Origin of the sequence: Stenotrophomonas sp. NPDC077420, from assembly GCF_044543385.1 — a bacterium.
Classification (GTDB): Bacteria; Pseudomonadota; Gammaproteobacteria; order Xanthomonadales; family Xanthomonadaceae; genus Stenotrophomonas.
The window spans coordinates 162,543-180,794 of record NZ_JBITVZ010000004.1 but is presented as its reverse complement, the minus strand read 5'-3'; the positions used below and the strand labels follow the sequence as shown (position 1 = coordinate 180,794).

Annotated in this window: 16 protein-coding genes; 9 read left to right on the top strand and 7 right to left on the bottom strand. The window is 70.2% G+C overall.

The features are described from left to right. From ACIGII_RS05755 to ACIGII_RS05735, 5 genes are all read right to left on the bottom strand, one after another. On the bottom strand, positions 1-801 hold the full coding sequence (locus tag ACIGII_RS05755; RefSeq protein WP_399634464.1) for a DUF2092 domain-containing protein: 801 nt from the start codon (positions 799-801) through the stop codon (positions 1-3). 111 nt (positions 802-912) lie between these two features. Continuing rightward, positions 913-2,805 (bottom strand): DUF885 domain-containing protein, encoded by a 1,893-nt coding sequence (locus ACIGII_RS05750; RefSeq protein WP_399634466.1) that lies wholly within the window; start codon positions 2,803-2,805, stop codon positions 913-915. A 49-nt stretch (positions 2,806-2,854) separates the two neighbouring features. Continuing rightward, on the bottom strand, positions 2,855-3,691 hold the full coding sequence (locus ACIGII_RS05745; protein WP_399634688.1) for a class I SAM-dependent methyltransferase: 837 nt from the start codon (positions 3,689-3,691) through the stop codon (positions 2,855-2,857). Positions 3,692-3,765: 74 nt separating this feature from the next. Then, positions 3,766-5,112 (bottom strand): Nramp family divalent metal transporter, encoded by a 1,347-nt coding sequence (locus ACIGII_RS05740; protein WP_399634467.1) that lies wholly within the window; start codon positions 5,110-5,112, stop codon positions 3,766-3,768. Between the two features lie 62 nt (positions 5,113-5,174). Further along, positions 5,175-6,110 carry a LysR family transcriptional regulator gene (locus ACIGII_RS05735; protein WP_399634469.1) on the bottom strand — a complete coding sequence of 312 codons (936 nt, stop codon included), beginning with the start codon at positions 6,108-6,110 and terminating at the stop codon, positions 5,175-5,177. Positions 6,111-6,205: 95 nt separating this feature from the next. Between ACIGII_RS05735 and ACIGII_RS05730 the strand changes: the two genes are divergently transcribed. Beyond that, positions 6,206-7,315 (top strand): MFS transporter, encoded by a 1,110-nt coding sequence (locus tag ACIGII_RS05730; protein ID WP_399634471.1) that lies wholly within the window; start codon positions 6,206-6,208, stop codon positions 7,313-7,315. Positions 7,316-7,400: 85 nt separating this feature from the next. Here the strand turns inward: ACIGII_RS05730 and ACIGII_RS05725 are convergent, their stop codons facing one another. Further along, a complete protein-coding gene (locus ACIGII_RS05725; protein ID WP_399634473.1) occupies positions 7,401-8,066 on the bottom strand; it encodes a response regulator in 666 nt (221 codons plus the stop codon). Between the two features lie 212 nt (positions 8,067-8,278). Here ACIGII_RS05725 and ACIGII_RS05720 point away from each other — a divergent pair, with 212 nt between their 5' ends. The 8 genes from ACIGII_RS05720 to ACIGII_RS05685 all read left to right on the top strand — a co-directional run bounded on the left by ACIGII_RS05720 (position 8,279) and on the right by ACIGII_RS05685 (position 17,075). Then, complete coding sequence (locus ACIGII_RS05720; RefSeq protein WP_399634474.1) at positions 8,279-8,935, top strand: hydrolase; 657 nt, start codon at positions 8,279-8,281, stop codon at positions 8,933-8,935. Positions 8,936-8,937: 2 nt separating this feature from the next. Next, the gene (locus tag ACIGII_RS05715) at positions 8,938-9,345 is read left to right on the top strand and encodes a DoxX family protein (protein ID WP_399634475.1); all 408 of its coding nucleotides are present in this window, start codon (positions 8,938-8,940) and stop codon (positions 9,343-9,345) included. Between the two features lie 125 nt (positions 9,346-9,470). Next, positions 9,471-11,324: an amidohydrolase gene (locus ACIGII_RS05710; protein ID WP_399634690.1), complete on the top strand. Its 1,854-nt coding sequence runs from the start codon at positions 9,471-9,473 to the stop codon at positions 11,322-11,324. Then, on the top strand, positions 11,303-12,601 hold the full coding sequence (locus tag ACIGII_RS05705; protein ID WP_399634477.1) for an alginate export family protein: 1,299 nt from the start codon (positions 11,303-11,305) through the stop codon (positions 12,599-12,601). The genes ACIGII_RS05710 and ACIGII_RS05705 overlap by 22 nt, the downstream gene beginning before the upstream one ends. Beyond that, the gene (locus ACIGII_RS05700; protein ID WP_399634478.1) at positions 12,595-14,235 is read left to right on the top strand and encodes an MFS transporter; all 1,641 of its coding nucleotides are present in this window, start codon (positions 12,595-12,597) and stop codon (positions 14,233-14,235) included. The genes ACIGII_RS05705 and ACIGII_RS05700 overlap by 7 nt, the downstream gene beginning before the upstream one ends. Positions 14,236-14,296: 61 nt before the next feature. After that, positions 14,297-15,073 (top strand): hypothetical protein, encoded by a 777-nt coding sequence (locus ACIGII_RS05695; RefSeq protein ID WP_399634480.1) that lies wholly within the window; start codon positions 14,297-14,299, stop codon positions 15,071-15,073. Between the two features lie 15 nt (positions 15,074-15,088). Next, positions 15,089-16,066: a zinc-binding dehydrogenase gene (locus ACIGII_RS05690; protein WP_399634481.1), complete on the top strand. Its 978-nt coding sequence runs from the start codon at positions 15,089-15,091 to the stop codon at positions 16,064-16,066. A gap of 91 nt (positions 16,067-16,157) precedes the next feature. Then, positions 16,158-17,075 carry a M14 family metallocarboxypeptidase gene (locus tag ACIGII_RS05685; protein ID WP_399634483.1) on the top strand — a complete coding sequence of 306 codons (918 nt, stop codon included), beginning with the start codon at positions 16,158-16,160 and terminating at the stop codon, positions 17,073-17,075. A gap of 26 nt (positions 17,076-17,101) precedes the next feature. Here the strand turns inward: ACIGII_RS05685 and ACIGII_RS05680 are convergent, their stop codons facing one another. Further along, positions 17,102-18,247 (bottom strand): MFS transporter, encoded by a 1,146-nt coding sequence (locus tag ACIGII_RS05680; RefSeq protein WP_399634484.1) that lies wholly within the window; start codon positions 18,245-18,247, stop codon positions 17,102-17,104. Positions 18,248-18,252: the final 5 nt, after the last annotated feature.

The window sequence follows — 18,252 nt, the reverse complement described above, 5'->3', positions numbered from 1 at the left end:
TCAGCGGCCTCCGGTAGCAGCGTCATCGGCGGCCACGGCCACCGGGACGAACACGATGCGGGTGGCGCCGTCGGGGCGGAACACCAGGTCGTTGGCGGCCACTGCGCTGCGCGTGTTCCAGTTCAACGTGGCCAGGTAGCTGGGCAGCGCCGGGTCGGCGTGGCTGGTGATCATCAGCTGCAGCGGCAGCCGGGTGGTATCGGAAATCCACACCTGCCAGTCCACGCCGGGCTGGCGGAACGCGTAATGGCGGGTGGGCTGGTTGTCGATGCGGTCGGTCCCCACGAACAGCGCCGAATCGATGCGCTCGGTCGGGAATCCGGGGGTACCCCACAGGAACAGGTCGGCCAGCGGGAACTCGATGCCCAGCCGGGTCGCCGAATCGCTGAGCAGGGCCTGGCTGCTGCGGTCCAGGTTCTCCACCCGCGCGTAGTACTTCTGCTCCGGCGAGGCGATGGTCAGCGTGTGCCCGTCATAGAACAGCTGGCGGTGCTGATGCTCGCTGCGGATCTCGACGAAGAAGCGGTCCGGCCCGATCACCTTGTAGTCCACGGTACCGGACAGCGACACCTTCTGCCCGTCCTCAAGCACATAGTCGGTGCGGGTGGCGGCCGACAGGGCGAACTGCGGCAGTGCGCGCAGTGCCTTGCCCATGCGCTCGAGCGCGGCGATCGCATCCGGGTCGCGGGTGGCCGCGCCGACGGTGTCGCTGGCCGTGGGCGGCGCGGCCAACGCGGTGGGCATGGCCCACGGCGATGCCAGCAGCATCCCCAGCAGCAGGCAGGAACGGGAACGGCGCATGGTGCTCTCCGGCGGGTGAGGACCTGCGGCGCAGGCCATGCTTCACTGTGCGCACCCGCTGGCGGGCCCACAACCGGAGTTACACCGAGCGGGCCTAGGTATTTCTACCGGTCAGGGGGCGCGCCGCGGCTCACCGCCGCCGCTGACAATCCAGGCGTCCACCGCCTGTTCGACCACGGTCATCGGCATGGCGCCGTTGCCCAGGATCAGATCGTGGAAGGCGCGGATGTCGAAGCGTCCGCCCAGCTGCGTGCGGGCCTTGTCGCGCAGTGCCAGCAGGCGCAGCTGGCCCATCTTGTACGACGACGCCTGGCCGGGCTGCACCAGGTAGCGGTTGACCTCGATACGCACGTCCGATCCGGTCATGCCGGTCTTTTCCTGCATGTAGGCGATGGCCTGTTCCGGCGTCCAGCGCTTGCGGTGCAGGCCGGTGTCCAGCACCAGCCGCACCGAGCGGAACATTTCCGCCTGCAGCCGGCCGATGTCGCCGGCCGGATCGTCCTTGTAGACGCCCGCTTCGGCCATCAGCTGCTCGGCATACAGCGCCCAGCCCTCGGAGAACGCACTGGGGTTGAGGCTGCGGCGCAGCAGCGGCAGGTCGGTCAGGGTCTGCCCGATCGAGATCTGGAAGTGGTGGCCGGGAGAACCCTCGTGGTAGGTGAGGGTGGGGATGCTCCAGCGGGTGTTGGACGCCATGTCGCCCAGGTTGATGAAGAAGGTGCCGGGGCGCGAACCGTCCAGCGCCGGCGGATAGTAGTAACCGCCCGGGGAGGTCGCCTGCATGTGCGCCGGCACCGGCTGCACCACCAGCTTCTGCGGCGGCAGGTGGCCGAAGTACGTTGGCAGCAGCGGGTCGAGATCGCGCAGGCGCTGCTCGATGTCGCCGATCAGCTGCCGGCGGCCGGCCTCGCTGTCGGGGTAGCGGTAGCGCGGGTCTTCGCGCAGGGTCCGGATGCGTGCGGCCACCGTGCCGTCGCGCAGGCCCAGTTCGCGCAGTCGTGCATCCATGCTTTTCTCCAGCCGCGCCACCTCGTCCAGGCCGATCTGGTGGATGGCGTCGGCGCCCAGGTCGGTACTGGTATACCAGCGCAGTGCGGCATCGTAGTAGGCATCGCCGTGCGGCAGTGCCCACATGCCCTTGTTGCCGGGATGCATCGCCTGCAGGGCCAGCACCCGGTCCAGCAGCCGCTGGTAACCGGGATTGACCGCCTCGCGGACGGCCGTGGTGGCCTGTTCAAGCAACGCGCTGCGTTCGGTGGCGGGCATGTCGGGCATCTTGTCCAGCCGGCGCCGCAGCGCAGCCACCCACAGGCTGTCGCCGGGCGCGGGTGCCAGCAGCGTACGGAACTGGGTTGCCGCGCCGGCCAGCGCCACCTCCGGTGGCACCACCCCCTGCGCGACCTGCATGTCCAGGTTGGCGCGGACCTGGTCGAGCTTGGTGTCCATGGCCTGCAGGCGCGCGATGTAGCGGCGCGCACTGGCCGCGTCGGTCACCGGAACCTGGTTGTCGAAGAACTGCGGCAGGTTCACCGGCAGGCTGAACAACTGGTCCACTGCATAGGTGCTGCCGCCCACCGGCAACCACGCGGCCGACCACGGCACCGCCATCAGATCGATCTGGGCCTGGTAGAACCAGCGCGCCAGGCCGTCGCTGAGCTGTTGCTGCGCGTCCAGCGGTGCCCCGTGCCAGCCCTTGATCGCGGCCAGGTTGTCGGCCAGCAGGCGGCGGTTGACCTCACGCTGGGCCAGCGACACATCGGTGAGGCGGCTGGCGCTGTCGTCGGCGCCGGGACCGCCGATGCCGAGCAGGGTGCGCAGTTCCGGGTCGGCGTGGATGGCGGCCAGGGTCTGCGCGTCGAGCAGCGCGTTGAAGGGCTGCGCGGCCGGCGTGGATGCGGCGTCGGCCTGGACGGGCGGGGCAGCAGCCGACGCGGGTTGCAGGGCCGAGGTGAGGGCCAGGCAGAGCAGGGCAGTGGCAGCGACGGCAGGCGTGGACGACGGCACAGGGCGGACTCCGAAGGCAGGCGGCTGGTACGGAGGCTACAGCAAGCGCTTATCCGGCGCGTATCGACCAGCAGGCGGCAGTGAAGACCACGTGGTTGCCGCGGACGAACGGTGCGAAGGCGTCCACGGCTGCCTGCAGGATGCGCGTGCGCGCCGCAGGCGCCAGGTCGCTGGCGCGCAGGGCCTGGCCAACCGGGCCCAGCAGCGAAACGTACGTCGGCAGCTCGTCCACGGCCATGCGGCATTCCACGTCCAGCGCGGTGATCTCGATGCCGTTCCAGCCGCTGTCGTCGAGGACGCGCCGCACGTACCCGGGATCGGCGAATGCGAACTGGCCGGGGCCGCCTTCGGCACGCGCCGGCAACCGCAGCAGGGGTGCGGCGGCGCGCTCGGCGGTGGTCATGAACGGGTTCTCGTGCGGGTCGCGCCAGGCGATCGCGTGCAGGCTGCCGCCGCTGCGCAGCGCACGGCGCAGGTTGGCGAACGCGCGCACCGGGTGGTTGAAGAACATCACCCCGAAGCGCGACACGATGCGGTCTACGCTGCCTGGTTCGAACGCATGCTGCTCCGCGTCGGCCACGGTGAACTCGATCGGTGTAGCGGCCGCGCGCGCCCGTTCGCGGGCCACGGCAATCATCGGCGCGGAAATATCCACGCCGCTGCTGCGCCCGGCGGGCCCCAGCCGGGCGGCGATGGCCAGGCACAGGGCGCCGGTGCCGCAGCCCACGTCCAGCACGTGGGCGCCGGGCAGGTCGACGATGGGATCGGCGAGGAGCGGAACGAAGCCGGCGAACAGGCCATCGAGCAGCGCTTGGGCCTGCACCCAGGCATCGCCGGCCGGGCCGTTCCAGAGTGCGTGCTGGGTGGGGGGCACTGTGGTATCGATCATGGTGGTGGGCCGGTCGTGTGAACGTGCCGACACTGTGCCAGCTCAACCGCGATTGAGGTCAAGGCCCTGCGTCATGCGGGCCGCATCCCGAGCAGCAGGGTGAGGTTCAACACCACGATCAGCCCGGCAATCAGCCAGGCCAGGGTCAGCAGCCAGCGCGGCGCCACCAGCGCGCCCATGCGCGCCTTGTTGCCGACGAACATCACCAGCGGGATCACCGCGAACGGCAGCTGCATCGACAGCACCACCTGGCTCAGCACCAGTAGTCGTGCGGTGCCGTGTTCGCCGTAGATCGCGGTGACGATCACCACCGGCACGATCGCGATGCCCCGGGTCAGCAGGCGCCGCGCCCACGGGGCGATGCGCAGGCGCAGGAAGCCTTCCATCACGATCTGGCCGGCCAGGGTGGCGGTCACCGTGGAATTGATTCCCGACGCCAGCAACGCCACCGCGAACAGGGTGGAGGCCACGCCCACGCCCAGCATCGGTGCCAGCAGTTCGTAGGCTTGTTCGATCTCGCTCACCCCGGTGCGGCCGTTGGCATGGAATACCGCCGCGGCCAGGATCAGGATCGCGGCGTTGATGAACAGTGCCAGCATCAGCGCGATGGTGCTGTCGGTCACCGCCCAGCGCAGCGCGCTGCGTCGACCGGGGTCGGTGCGTGGGTAGGCCCGGGTCTGCACGATGGACGAATGCAGGTACAGGTTGTGCGGCATCACCGTCGCGCCGATGATGCCGATCGCCAGGTACAGCGCGTGCGGGTTGGTGACCACTTCAGCACGCGGGATGAAGCCGGCCAGCACCGCCTGCAGGGGCGGCGCGGCGAGCACGATCTGGAATGCAAAGCAGGCGAAGATCACCAGCAGCAGCGCGATCACGAACGCCTCCAGCGCGCGGAAGCCGCGATGCATCAGCCACAGCACCAGCACCACGTCGATCGCCGTGACGACGGCCCCCATCAACAGCGGCAGGCCGAACAGCAGCTTCAGCGCGATCGCGGTGCCGATCACCTCGGCCAGGTCGCAGGCGATGATCGCCCCTTCGCACAGCAGCCACAGGCACAGGTTCACCGGTCGGGAGAAATGGTCGCGGCAGGTCTGCGCCAGGTCGCGCCCGGTGGCGATGCCCAGCCGCGCCGACAACCCCTGCAGCACGATCGCCATCAGGTTGGAGAGCAGGATCACCGACAGCAGCAGGTAGCCGAACCGCGCGCCGCCGGCAATGTCGGTGGCCCAGTTGCCCGGGTCCATGTAGCCCACCGACACCATGTAGCCCGGGCCCAGGAAGGCCAGCAGCCGGAAGCCCCAATGGCCGCCGGCCGGCACCGCCACGCTGGCGTGCATCTCGCCCAGGCTGGGCCGCTGGCCCGGGGCGTCGGCCCAGGCCGTGGCGGAGGGAGGAGCGGGGTCAGCGCGCATGCGCCGAATATAGCAAAGGCTATGTAAGAAAGTCGGTGCAAACTTGAGGGGTGCGGCCGGGGTCAGTCCAGCGATCGCATCCCATGCGTCTGCGGCAGGCTGGCTTTCATCGTGTCGATGAAGGCGCGCAGCCGCGAAGGAATCTGGCGCGTGGAGGGAAACACCAGGTGGACCGGCAGCGGGGGCGCTTCCCAGCCGGGCACCAGTTGCAGCAGGCGCCCTTCGCGCAGGTCGTCGGCGACCAGCCATGACGACACCACCGCCGCGCCGAGGCCGGAGAGCGCGGCACGGCGCACCACGAACAGGTTGTCGGTGAGCAGGCGCGGCTGGATGTCGATCCGCAGCGCCGGGCCGCCGCCCGCAGGCAGCAGGCTGAACCGTTCGCGGTAGAACGTGGTCAGCGCGATCCACGGCAGCTGCGGCAGCAGGGACGGGTCATGCGGATCGGCCGCGCCGACCAGCGCAGGGGCGGCGATGACGATGCGCGGCACCTCCGCCAGCGGCACCGCGACCAGCTGTGGCTGGTCCACGCCGCCGACCCGGATCGCGCAGTCGATGCTGTCGGCGATGAAGTCCACCGGGCTGTCTTCCAGCATCCATTCCAGGGTTACCTGCGGGTAGCGCGCCAGGAACTGCAGCATCGGGTCCAGCAGCTGGGCCTGGCCGAAGGCGTGCGGCACCACCACGCGCAGCCGCCCGCGCGGCACCTCGCGTTCACCGCGCAGGTCGGCCTGGATGGCCTCCCACTCGTCGACCAGCGTCCGCGCGTGCGCATAGCAGCGCTCGCCGTCCGCAGTGAGCGTCATGCGGTGGGTCGAGCGCTGGATCAGGTGCAGGCCGAACAGCCGTTCCAGCGCCTGCAGGCGGCGGCTGACCGTGGGCTGGGTGGTGCCCAGCTGCGCGGCAGCCGCCGACAGGCTGCCGCTTTCCACGATGCGGACGAAGGTATGCAGCAGGTCGATCCGGTCCGCGCCGACGACCGGGGAGGGGGTGGCCATGCAACCTTCGTATGACGGATATGTACTCAAGCCTACTACACGCCTGTTGCTCCAGGCGCGATCCTTGCGCCACTTACTGTTTCGTGGAGTGGATCATGTCCAGCGTGCATATGGGGGCCGTGGCGGCCGAACGGACGGGCGTCCCGGCGCGGTTGATCGTGGCGCTGGCGGCCGGCGCCGGCTTTTCGGTCGCGTCGATCTATTACAGCCAGCCGATGCTGGGGGTGATCGCCACTGGCCTGGGCAGCGATGCGCAGGCCACCGGCATGGTGCCCACCCTGACCCAGCTGGGCTACGCGCTGGGCATCCTGCTGCTGGCGCCGCTGGGTGACCGGGTCGACCGGCGCCGGCTGATCCTGCTCAAATCCCTGCTGCTGGCCGCAGCGTTGGTGGGCGCTGCCGTGTCCGGCGGCCTGCCGTCGCTGCTGCTGGCCAGCCTGCTGGTCGGGTTGATGGCCACGGTGGCGCAGGACGTGGTGCCGACCGCAGCGATGCTCGCACCCGAACACCAGCGTGGCGCCGTGGTCGGCAAGGTCATGACCGGCCTGCTGCTGGGCATCCTGCTCTCGCGGGTGGCCAGTGGGCTGGTGGCGCAGGCGCTGGGCTGGCGGGCGATGTTCGGCATCGCGGCGGCGTCGGTCGTGGCGATGGCGCTGGCCCTGGCCCGCGAACTGCCGCACCTGGCCCCCACCACCTCGCTGGGCTACCCGGCGCTGCTGCGGTCACTGCTGCACCTGTGGCGCGGGCAACCGCAGCTGCGCCGCGCGATGCTGGCGCAGGGACTGCTGGCGGTGGGCTTCAGTGCGTTCTGGTCGACCCTGGCGGTGATGCTGCACACCCGCTACCAGCTGGGCAGTGCGGTGGCCGGCGCGTTCGGCATCGCCGGCGCCGCCGGTGCGCTGGCCGCCCCGCTGGCCGGGCGCTGGGCCGACCGGCTGGGTAGCCATGCGGTAGCGCGCATCGCCATCCTGATCGCACTGGCGGGCTTCGCGCTGCTGCTGCTGGACCGGTGGCTGCCGCGGGCGGCCGTGCTGCCGCTGCTGGCCATCAGCGCGGTGGTGTTCGATTTCGGTTTCCAGGCCGCGCTGGTCTCGACCAGACCCTGGTCTACGGCCTGGCGCCGGAAGCGCGCAGCCGGCTCAACGCGCTGCTGTTCACCGGCGTGTTCCTGGGCATGTCCGCCGGTGGCGCCCTCGGCGCGGTAGCGCTGGCGCGCTTCGGCTGGAGCGGCGTTGCCGGCCTGGCGGTGGCCACCGCGGCGATGAGCCTGGTGGTGCGCCGGCGGTGACGTCAGCCGGCGGCGTCGGCGCCGCCGGCATCGTCGAGACTGATGATGCCGCGCTTGAGCGCCAGGGTCACCGCATGGGTCCGGTCGCGGGCGCCCAGCTTTTCCATGATGTTCTTCATGTGTGCCTTGACGGTCTGTTCGGAGATCTGCATGCGCTCGCCGATGCCCTTGTTGGAGCGGCCGCAGGCGACGTGCCCGAGCACCTCGGTTTCGCGCGGGGACAGGCTGTCTTCGACCACGTGCGCGGCAATGCTGGCCGCCAGCGGCGCCGGAATGCCGGCGCGCCTGCCGCTGTGCACGGTGCGGATGGTGTCCACCAGTTCGTGCCGCAGCATGTCCTTGAGCAGGTAGCCGCTGGCGCCGGCCTGCAATGCACGCACCGCGCGGACGTCGCCGCGGTAGGTGGTCAGGACGATGATCCGGGCGCGTGGATCGTGCTGCCGGATCCGGGTGATGGCTTCCACGCCGTCCACGCCGGGCAGCTGCAGGTCCATCAGCACCACGTCCGGGTGCAGCGCCAGGTACTGGGCCACCGCCGCCTCGCCGTCGGCCGCCTCGCCGAGCAGGCGCATGTCGGGCTGCAGGCCCAGCAGCGCCGCCAGTCCATCGCGCAGCAGGGGGTGGTCGTCGACCACCAGGATGCCGATCGGTGGGGGTGCAGCCGTCATGCGGAGTCTCCAGTAATGCGCCGCCAGCCCCGGCGTGTGGGGGCGTGGTGATCCGGCATTGTCGCAGGACGCGGCAAGCGCATGACTCCCCATTCGGGGGTGGCGGCCGGCGCGCCTCCCCCAAAAGAGTAGCGCTGGCCACCACCCAAGGGGGGTAGGGCATCGGCGGGCCGACGGTCACCATGGCCGTACTCATTCCGCAAGGATTTCCGATGACCACCGCCACCGCCGTTCCCGGCACCTCGCTGCTGTCGCCCGCCAACCACGCGCTCGTCCTGATCGACTTCCAGTCGCAGATGGCGTTCGCCACCCGCACCATCGACATCGCCGCGCTGCGCAACAACGTGGCGCTGCTGTCCAAGGGCGCCGCTGGATTCGAGGTGCCGGTCGTGCTCACCACCGTGGCCGAAAAATCGTTCTCCGGCCCGCTGTTCCCCGAACTGCCGGCGATCTTCCCGGGCCAGAAGGTATTCGACCGCACCACCATGAACAGCTGGGAAGACCAGCCGGTGATCGATGAGATCAACCGCATCGGCAGGCAGCGCCTGGTCCTGGCCGGCCTGTGGACGAGCGTGTGCATCGTCGGCCCGGCGCTGTCGGCGATCGAGCAGGGCTTCGAGGTGTACGTGATCACCGATGCCTGCGGCGATGTCAGCGACGAAGCGCACGAGCGCGCGGTGACCCGCATGGTCCAGGCCGGCGCGGTGCCGATCACCGCGGTGCAGTACCTGCTGGAACTGCAGCGCGACTGGGGCCGCTCGGCCACCTACGACCTCACCACCGGCATCGCCCGCGAACACGCCGGCGGCTACGGCCTGGGCATCCAGTACGCCAAAGCGATGTTCGGCGCGCAGGAAGGCGGCCACTGAGCATGGCCGCCGGTACCACCGGCCTGGACCTGGGGCTGCTGGTGCTGCGGCTGGGCGCCGGCGGCTTCCTGCTGCCCCACGCGCTGGGCAAGCTGTTCGGCTGGTTCGACGGCCCCGGCCTGGCCGGCTTCGCCGACGAGCTGCGCGGGTTCGGCCTGCCCGCACCGGCACCGGCACCGCTGCTGCTGGCGGTGCTGCAGGTGCTGTGCGGCGTGGCGGTGCTGCTGGGGTGGCAGACCCGCATGGCGGCCTCGGTCGCCGCGCTGTTCCTGGCCACCACCGCCGTGCTGGCCCTTCCCAAGGGCTGGTTCTGGATGCGCGGCGGCGTTGAGTACCCCGTGTTCTGGACGCTGGCGCTGTGCGCCATCGCCCTGGCCGGGCCTGGCGCCCTGGCGCTGCAGTCCCCCTGAGCGGAGCGCCGGCCATGTCCCCTGATCCGCAATCGCCTGCCCGCCGCGAGCTGCTGCTGGGTGCCGGCGCCGCGATGGCGCTGGGCCTGGCCGGCCGCGCGCTGGCTACCTCACCGGAGAACCCCATGACCCCGCTGCTGATCCGCAATGCCCGCATCACTACGCTGGACCCGCGCCTGCCGCAGGCCGATGCACTGGCCGTGATCGACGGACGCATCGCCGCGATCGGCGCCGAGGCCGAGGTACGCGCCGGACTCACCGGCGCCACGGTGATCGACGCGGGCGGTCGCCGGCTGGTGCCTGGTCTCAACGACAGCCATACCCACCTCATCCGCGGCGGGCTGAATTACAACCTGGAGCTGCGCTGGGACGGGCTGCGCTCGCTGTCCGACGCCATGGCGATGCTCAAGGCGCAGGTCGACATTACCCCCGCGCCGCAATGGGTGCGCGTGGTCGGCGGCTTCACCGCCGAACAGTTCGCTGAAAAGCGCCTGCCCACCCTGGCAGAGCTCAACGCCATCGCCCCCGATACGCCGGTGTTCCTGCTGCACCTGTACGACCGCGCGCTGCTCAACCGTGCCGCGTTGCGTGCCTGCGGCTACGACCGCAACACGCCGGATCCGCCCGGCGGGCAGATCGCGCGCGACAGCCTGGGCAACCCCACCGGCCTGCTGCTGGCCAAACCCAACGCACTGATCCTGTACGCCACCCTGGCCAAAGGGCCGCGCCTGCCGATCGAGTACCAGGCCAATTCAACCCGGCATTTCATGCGCGAACTGAACCGGCTGGGCATCACCTCGGTGATCGACGCCGGCGGTGGCTTCCAGAATTACCCGGAGGACTACCAGGTCATCGAACAGCTGCATCGTGATGGCGACCTCACCGTGCGCATCGCCTACAACCTGTTCACCCAGAACAAGGGCAGCGAGGTGCGTGATTTCCAGCAGTGGAGTGAAATGCTTTCACCGCGCCAGGGCGATGACCTGCTGCGCCACAACGGCGCGGGTGAAATGCTGGTGTTCTCCGCGGCCGACTTCGAACTGTTCAACGAGCCGCGCCCCGAGCTGCCTGCGGGCATGGAGCCGGAACTGGCCGAGGTGGTGAAGCTGCTGGTGGAAAAGCGCTGGCCGTTCCGCATCCACGCCACCTACGACGAGAGCATCACCCGCATCCTGGACGTGTATGAGCAGGTCAACCGCGAGATTCCATTCGACGGCCTGCACTGGTTCATCGACCACGCCGAAACCATCACCCCGCGCAACATCGACCGCATCCGCGCGCTCGGCGGCGGCCTGGCGATCCAGCACCGCATGGCCTACCAGGGCGAGGCCTTCGTGCAGCGCTATGGCGCGGAGGCCGCGCGGCACACGCCGCCGGTGCGGCGCATGCTGCAGGCCGGATTGCCGGTCGGCGCCGGTACCGATGCCACCCGGGTGGCCAGCTACAACCCGTGGGTAGCGCTGTCCTGGCTGGTCACCGGCCGCACCGTGGGCGGGCTGGCGCTGTACGGCGAGGAAAACCTGCTGGAGCGCGAGGAAGCACTGCGCCTGTGGACCCGGGGCAGCGCCTGGTTCTCCGGCGACGACGACCGCAAAGGCAGCCTGGCGGTGGGCCAGCTGGCCGACTTCTGCGTGCTCTCGTCGGACTTCTTCGCGGTGGATGACGCCGCCATTGCCGATATCACCAGCGTGCTGACCGTGGTCGGCGGACGGGTGGTGCATGGCGACGGTGACTTCGGCCCGCTCGCGCCGACACTGCCGCCGGCGATGCCGGACTGGTCGCCGGTCAACCGCTTTGGCGGTTACCACGTCGGCGGCGCGGCGACCGGGCTGGCGGCACACGCACACGGTCACGGTCACAGTCACGGCGCAGGTGCCTGCCGCACCCATGGCCACGGCCACGCGGCAGCGCATGCGGTGCCGACCGACGCGCCTAACGCGTTCTGGGGCGCGCTGGGATGTTCGTGCTTCGCATTCTGAGCCTGGCGCTGGCGCTGTCCGTACCGACGCTGGCGCGCGCGTGCACGCCGGATGGGGCGGGGCGCTGCATCGCGGTGGCGGGCGGTGGCGAGGTTCAGCTGGATGCGTCCCTGCGCCTGCGCGGCATGTATTACGACCCGACCCGCTTCGGGATCCAGGGGCGCGAAGATGGCTATGGCCTGCTGCGGGCGCTGACGTCGGTGACCGTCACACGGGAACGTTGGGAAGGGAGGGTGCAGCTGGGCGTGCACGCCGAGCAGGGCCGCGATGGCGGGCCCGGTGGCACCGACCGCGGTGCGCTGGACCTGCAGCAGGGTTACCTGCGCTGGCACGGTGAGCGCCTGTCCTGGCAGCTCGGGCGGCAGGAGGCGGCCTATGGCAGTTCGCGCCTGTTGTCGGTGCGCGATGGCCCGAACATCCGGCTGGCCTTCGACGGCGTGCGCGGCCGCTGGCAGCAGGGTGCGCTGATGCTGGACGTGATGGCGCTGCGCCCGGTCGATAACCGCATGGGTGCCTTCGATGACCGCAGCGACCACGGTCAGTTCCTGGTCGGCAGTTACGCCACGTGGCAGGGCGCACGGCCCGGCAACGGGCTGGACCTGTACCTGCTGGGGTATGGCCGCAGTGGCGCGCGCTTTGCCAGTGCGCTGGGCGATGAGCGCCGCACCTCGCTGGGCGCGCGCTGGTTCGTGCTGCGTCCGCGCTGGGACACCAATCTCGAGCTGGTGGCGCAGCGGGGCACGCTGTCGCGCGCGCAGGGCGATCTGGCGATCCGCGCCTGGACCCTGGCCAGCGACAGCGGGTTGCGCTGGTCCGGGCATCGCTGGCAGCCGCGCCTGGGCATCAAGCTGGACATCGCCAGTGGCGACCGTGACGCGCACGATGGTCGTCTGGACACCTTCAACGCGATGTACCCCAAGTCGGCGTACTTCAGCGAAGCCAGTCTGCTGGCACCGGCCAACCTGATGGACCTGCAGCCGACGCTGACCTTGACCCCGCGCCCGGGCCTGAGCACAGAGATCGGCTGGCAGCTGGCCTGGAAGCACCGTCGCAGCGACGCGGTGTACACCACCCCGGCGCCGTTGACCGCCGTGCCCGGTACGGCCGGCACGCCGCGCCGGATCGGCCAGCAGTACAAGTGGGAAACCACCTGGCAGGCCAGCGACCACTGGACCTGGAAAGGCCAGCTGGCCTGGTTCGACGCGGGCCCGGGCCTGCGCGACGCCGGCGGCCGCGACACCCTGTTTGCATCGGTAGCAGGAGCATGGCAATGGTAGAAACACACGAAAGCAGCGCCCCCGGTGCCTGGTCGCCGCTGAAGATCAGGCTGTTCCGCGCCATGTGGCTGGCGATCCTGGGCAGCAATGTCGGCACCTGGGTCAACGACGTCGCGGCGGCATGGGTGATGGCAGAGCGCACCGGCTCGCCGTTGATGGTGGCACTGGTGCAGTCGGCGACCACGGTGCCGGTGGTGCTGCTGGCGCTGGTGGCCGGCACCCTGGCCGATATCGTCGACCGCCGACGCTACCTGCTGTTCACCCAGGGCTGGATGCTGCTGGTGGCGGCGTCGCTGGCCACCTTGACCGGCCTGCAGCTGCTGACCCCGTCCTTGCTGGTGGCGCTGACCTTCGCGATGGGCTGCGGCGCGGCGATGGCGATGCCGGCGCAGGCCGCCATCGTGTCCGAACTGGTACCGCGGCCGATGCTGGCTTCGGCGGTGGCGCTGAACTCGATCGGCATCAACATCGCGCGTTCACTGGGTCCGGCCATTGGCGGGCTGATCGTGGCGCAGCTGGGCGCGGGCTGGGCGTTCGGCCTCAATGCGGTCAGTTTTGCGGCCATGGCGTGGGTGCTGTTCAACTGGACACCTGACCCGCAGGCCTCCCACCTGCCGCCGGAAGGCTTTGGTGCCGGGCTTCGCGCCGGCCTGCGCTATGCGCTGCGCGCCGGTCGCCTGCAGGCGGTGCTGGTGAAATCGGCGGGATTCTTCTTCTTCGCCAGCGCGGTGACCGCGCTGCTGCCGTTGGTGGTGCGCGGTGAGATGCACGGCGGTGCCGGAACCTATGGGCTGCTGCTGGGCTGCATCGGCATCGGCGCGGTCAGCGGCGCGTTGCTGCTGCCGAAGCTGCGCGCGCGCCTGGACCGCGACCTGCTGGTGCTGCTGGCCACGCTGGCCTGCGCGCTGAGCCTGCTTGGACTGGCCTGGCTGCGGCACATGGCGCTGCTGCCGCTGGCGATGCTGGTCAACGGCTTCGCCTGGATCACGGTGCTGTCCTCGTTGCAGATTGCCGCGCAGACAGCGGTGCCGGCGTGGGTGCGCGCCCGCGCGCTGTCGCTGTACATCATGGTGTTCTCGCTGGGCATGGCCGCCGGTGGCCTGAGCTGGGGCAGTATTGCCCAGCGTACGTCGATTTCCTGGGCACTGACCCTGGCGGCGATCGGCGCGGTGGTGGGCGGCCTGCTGGTGTGGCGCGTACGCATTGCCGGCAGTGAGGAACTCGACCTGCGCCCGACCGGGCACTGGCCGGCGCCCGAGCTGGCGGTACCGGTGACGCATGATCGCGGCCCGGTGCTGGTGACGGTGGAATACCACGTTGACGATGCCGACCGCGTCGTGTTCCACCACCTGCTCGGCGCATTGGGCCGTACCCGTCGTCGCGACGGCGCGGTGATCTGGGGCGTGGCCGAAGACGTGGCCAGCCCGGGCGTGCACCTGGAATATTTCGTGACCGCATCCTGGCTGGAACACCTGCGCCAGCATGAGCGGGTGACCGCCGAGGACCGCGCCCTGCAGGACCAGGTGCGCGCGCTGCACCGCAACGAGCATGCGCCGATCGTGCGCCATTTCGTGGGCGGCACCGGCGCCTTGGCGACGCTGCACGCAGGCCACGCGCCGCACGCGCTGGGCTGACCGTGCCACCGTTTTAACCGCAGACCGCGTATGGTCGGCGCTCTTTGAGAGGAGCAGATGCATGCGCTGGATCGTCGTGTTGGCCGCCTTGGCCATGCCGCTGGTGGCATGGCTGTCCCAGACCGGGATGTTCGGTCCAACCAACGGTGCGATATCGGACCGCTATCCCACGCTGCTGGTGGCGGCCGGGTACGCGTTTTCGATCTGGGGCCTGATTTTCCTGTGGGACCTGGCGTTCGGACTGTGGCAGCTGCGTCTGCGGCGGCCGGATGACAACGCCGCCGTACGCGGATGGGCGGCGCTGGGTTTCGCGCTCACCGCGGCGTGGATGCCGGTGTTTTCCCAGCAGCTGTTCCTGCCGGCGCTGGCGATCATCTGGGGCGCGCTGGCGTGCCTGCTGGTGGCGGCCGTGCGCGCCGCTCCCCTCACCGCCAGTGCCGGGCAGCGCGCCTTCGCCGCCTATCCGCTGGCCCTGCACGCCGGCTGGCTGACCATGGCCGCCTTCCTCAATACCGCGCAGGTCATCGTGGCCTACCAGTGGCTGCCGACCGGCAACATGCTGTCGTGGAGCGTGGTGCTGCTGGCCATCGCCACGCTGCTGGCCTGGGTGATGAACCACCGCCTGCGCGGGCACTTCGCGTATCCGGCGGCGGTCCTGTGGGCGCTGGTCGGGGTCTACGTGAAGCAATCCAGTTGGCGCCTACCCGGTGCCGACACGGTGGCCGTGCTGGCCCTGGCCGTGGCCGCGCTGCTGGTCCTGCAGACCCTGCTGCTGCGGACGCGGGCCTGGCGCGCGCCGCGCGCGGGCGTGGTTGCCGCACACCGCCACCGTCGCTGAAGAGGAGAACACACCATGCGCGCAGCACTGCACGAACAGTTTGGCGATCCCACCGAGGTCCTGCACGGTGGCGAGGCGCCGACCCCACAGCCCGGGGCGGGCGAGGTTCGGGTGCGTACCGTGCTGGCACCCATCCACAACCATGATCTCTGGACCGTGCGCGGGCAGTACGGCTACAAGCCCACGCTGCCGGCGATCGGTGGCAGCGAAGCCACCGGCGTGATCGAGGCGCTGGGCGAGGGCGTGACCGGCCTGGAGGTGGGCCAGCGGGTCAGCGCGGCCTCGGTGCACGGTACCTGGGCCGAGTATTTCATGGCCCCGGCACGCATGGTCATCCCGATGCCGGACAGCATCGACGACAACATGGCCGCGCAGCTGATCGCGATGCCGCTGAGCGCGTTGATGCTGCTTGAGTTCCTGCAGGTGGAAAAGGGCCAGTGGATCGTGCAGAACGCGGCCAACGGCGCGGTCGGCAAGGCGTTGGCGATGCTGGCCAAGGCGCGCGGCGTGCATTGCCTGAACCTGGTGCGGCGCGATGACGGCGTGGCGGAAATGCAGGCGTTGGGCATCGACCACACGGTCTCCACCGCGCAGCCGGACTGGCTGGCGCAGGTGCGCGCCCAGCTGGGCGAGGGCGGCGCGGCGGCGGCGGTGGATTCGGTCGGCGGCAAGGCCAGCGGTGAACTGGTCAGCCTGCTGGGCGAGAACGGCACGCTGGTGTCGTTCGGCTCGATGACCGGCGAGCCGATGCAGATTGGTTCGGGCGAGGTGATCTTCAAGCAGGCCACGGTCAAGGGCTTCTGGGGCAGCAAGGTCAGCCAGGCGATGGCGGCGGAAGACAAGCGCCGCCTGGTCGGTGAACTGTTGAGGCTGGCGGCGGCGGGCGGGTTGAGCCTGCCGGTGGACGCGGTGTTCGGCCTGGACCAGGTTGCGGAGGCCGCCAAGGCCAGTCTGCAGCCCGGCCGCAACGGCAAGGTCCTGTTGAAGCCGTAACGGCAAGGTCCCGTGCTGCCACGCCGTGCGTGGCAGCCCGCAGCACCTGAAGGCGCTAGAATCCCCGCTCTCCCGCAGCCGTGAGCCCGCCATGACCGACCCCCGTTTCTATCCCATCGGCACCCCCGGCCAGCCCTGGGGCGCCGCAGAGAAGGCGGAATGGCGGACGCGGCAGGTGCCCGTGCGCCGCTATGCCGACGACGTGCTGCCGGTCATCGACGCATTGCGCGACCGCTTCGACGTGGTCCAGTACGGCACGCTCGATTACGCGCCGCACGTGTACCCGCTGTACGCCGTGCGCAGCCGCGACTGGAACCCGGCGCTGCCGTCGGTGCTGGTCACCGGCGGCGTTCATGGCTACGAAACCAGTGGCGTGGAAGGCGCGCTGCAGTTCCTGGCCACGCGCGCGGCGGGCTATGCCGGTCGCGCCAACGTGCTGGTGGCCCCGTGCGTGAGTCCGTGGGGTTATGAGCGCATCCAGCGCTGGAATGCCGATGCGATCGACCCCAACCGTTCGTTCGTGGCCGACAGCCCGGCGCAGGAATCGGCGGCGCTGATGGCGCTGGTGGCCCCCCTGCGTGACAGCATGGTGCTGCACATCGACCTGCACGAAACCACCGACAGCGACGAAAGCGAGTTCCGGCCGGCGCTGGCCGCGCGCGATGGCAAGCCGTTCGAACCGGGCCTGATCCCCGACGGCTTCTACCTGGTTGACGACACCGAAAACCCGCAGCCGGCGTTCCAGCAGGCGGTCAACGCGGCGGTGGAGCAGGTGACCCACATCGCCCCGGACGATGACAGAAACGAAATCATCGGTTCGCCGGTGGTGGCACCGGGCGTGATCGAGTATCCGCTGAAGAAGCTGGGGCTGTGCGCCAGCATCACCGGCGCGCGCTTCACCACCACCACCGAGGTGTACCCGGACAGCCCGCGTGCGACCCCGCAGCAGTGCAACGATGCCCAGGTGGCGGCGGTGTGCGCGGCAATCGATTACGCGCTGGCGCAGTGAGCGTTGCAGGCACGCTGGGCGTGGGCCTACGCCCTCACCCAGCGTGCGGTAATGCCGACCAGCAGCAGGGCAGCGGCCACCAGGCAGAAGGCCGTTACCAGGCTGCTGGCCTGGGCGACGAAGCCGATCAGGGCCGGGCCGGCCAGCACGCCGGCGTAGCCCAGCGTGGTGATGGCGGGGATGGCCAGGCTTTCGGGCATGGTCTTCTGGTTGCCGGCCATGGAGAACAGCGCCGGCACGATGTTGGCGCAGCCCAGGCCGATCAGGGCGTAGCCGAGCAGGGCCGGCAGCAGGGCGCTGGCAACGGTGGCGATGCCGAAGCCGGCCGCGGCCACGATGCTGCCCAGCAGGATCGCGCGCAGGCGGCCGAGTTCCGCCACGACGCCGTCGCCGATCAGGCGGGTGAGGGTCATGGCGACGGCGAAGGCCATGAAGCCCAGGCCGGCGCGGTCCGGCGGCACCTGCTGCACTTCATGCAGGAACACCGCGCTCCAGTCGAGCATGGCGCCTTCGGCAAGGAAGGCGACGAAACAGAGCACGCCGATCGCCAGCACCACGCCATGCGGGATTGCAAACACCGGCGCGTTGCCCGGGGCGCGGTCACGCCGCCAGTACGGCACTGAAACCGCCAGCAGCACCCCCATCGCCATCGAGGCCAGCATGCACACCCACAGCGGTGGCAGCCGCAGCGCGAGCAGCGCGGTCATCGCAGCGGCCCCCATCGCACCGCCGATGCTGTAGAAGGCGTGGAAGCCGGACATCATCGGCCGCCCGCTGTCGCGCTCCACCATCACGGCCTGGATGTTCATGGTGCAATCGCAGGCGCCCACACCGGCACCGAACACGAACAGGGCCAGGCCCAGCGTCCACGGCGAGGGCGCGATGGCCAGCAGCGGCAGGCTCGCCATCACCATCAGCAGGGTGGCGATCATCACCGCGCGGCAGCCATGGCGGGCGGCCAGGATGCCGGCCAACGGCATCGCCAGCAGCGAACCGGCGCCCAGGCACAGCAGGACCAGCCCCAGCGAGCCTTCATCCAGCCCGGTACGGGTTTTGGCGAACGGCACCAGCGGTGCCCATGCCGCAGTAGCGAAACCCGGCAGGAAAAACGCGGCGCGGGTGGCGTGCTGTTCGGCGCGCGTGCCGCGCGCGGAAAGAGCGGAATCGATCATCACGG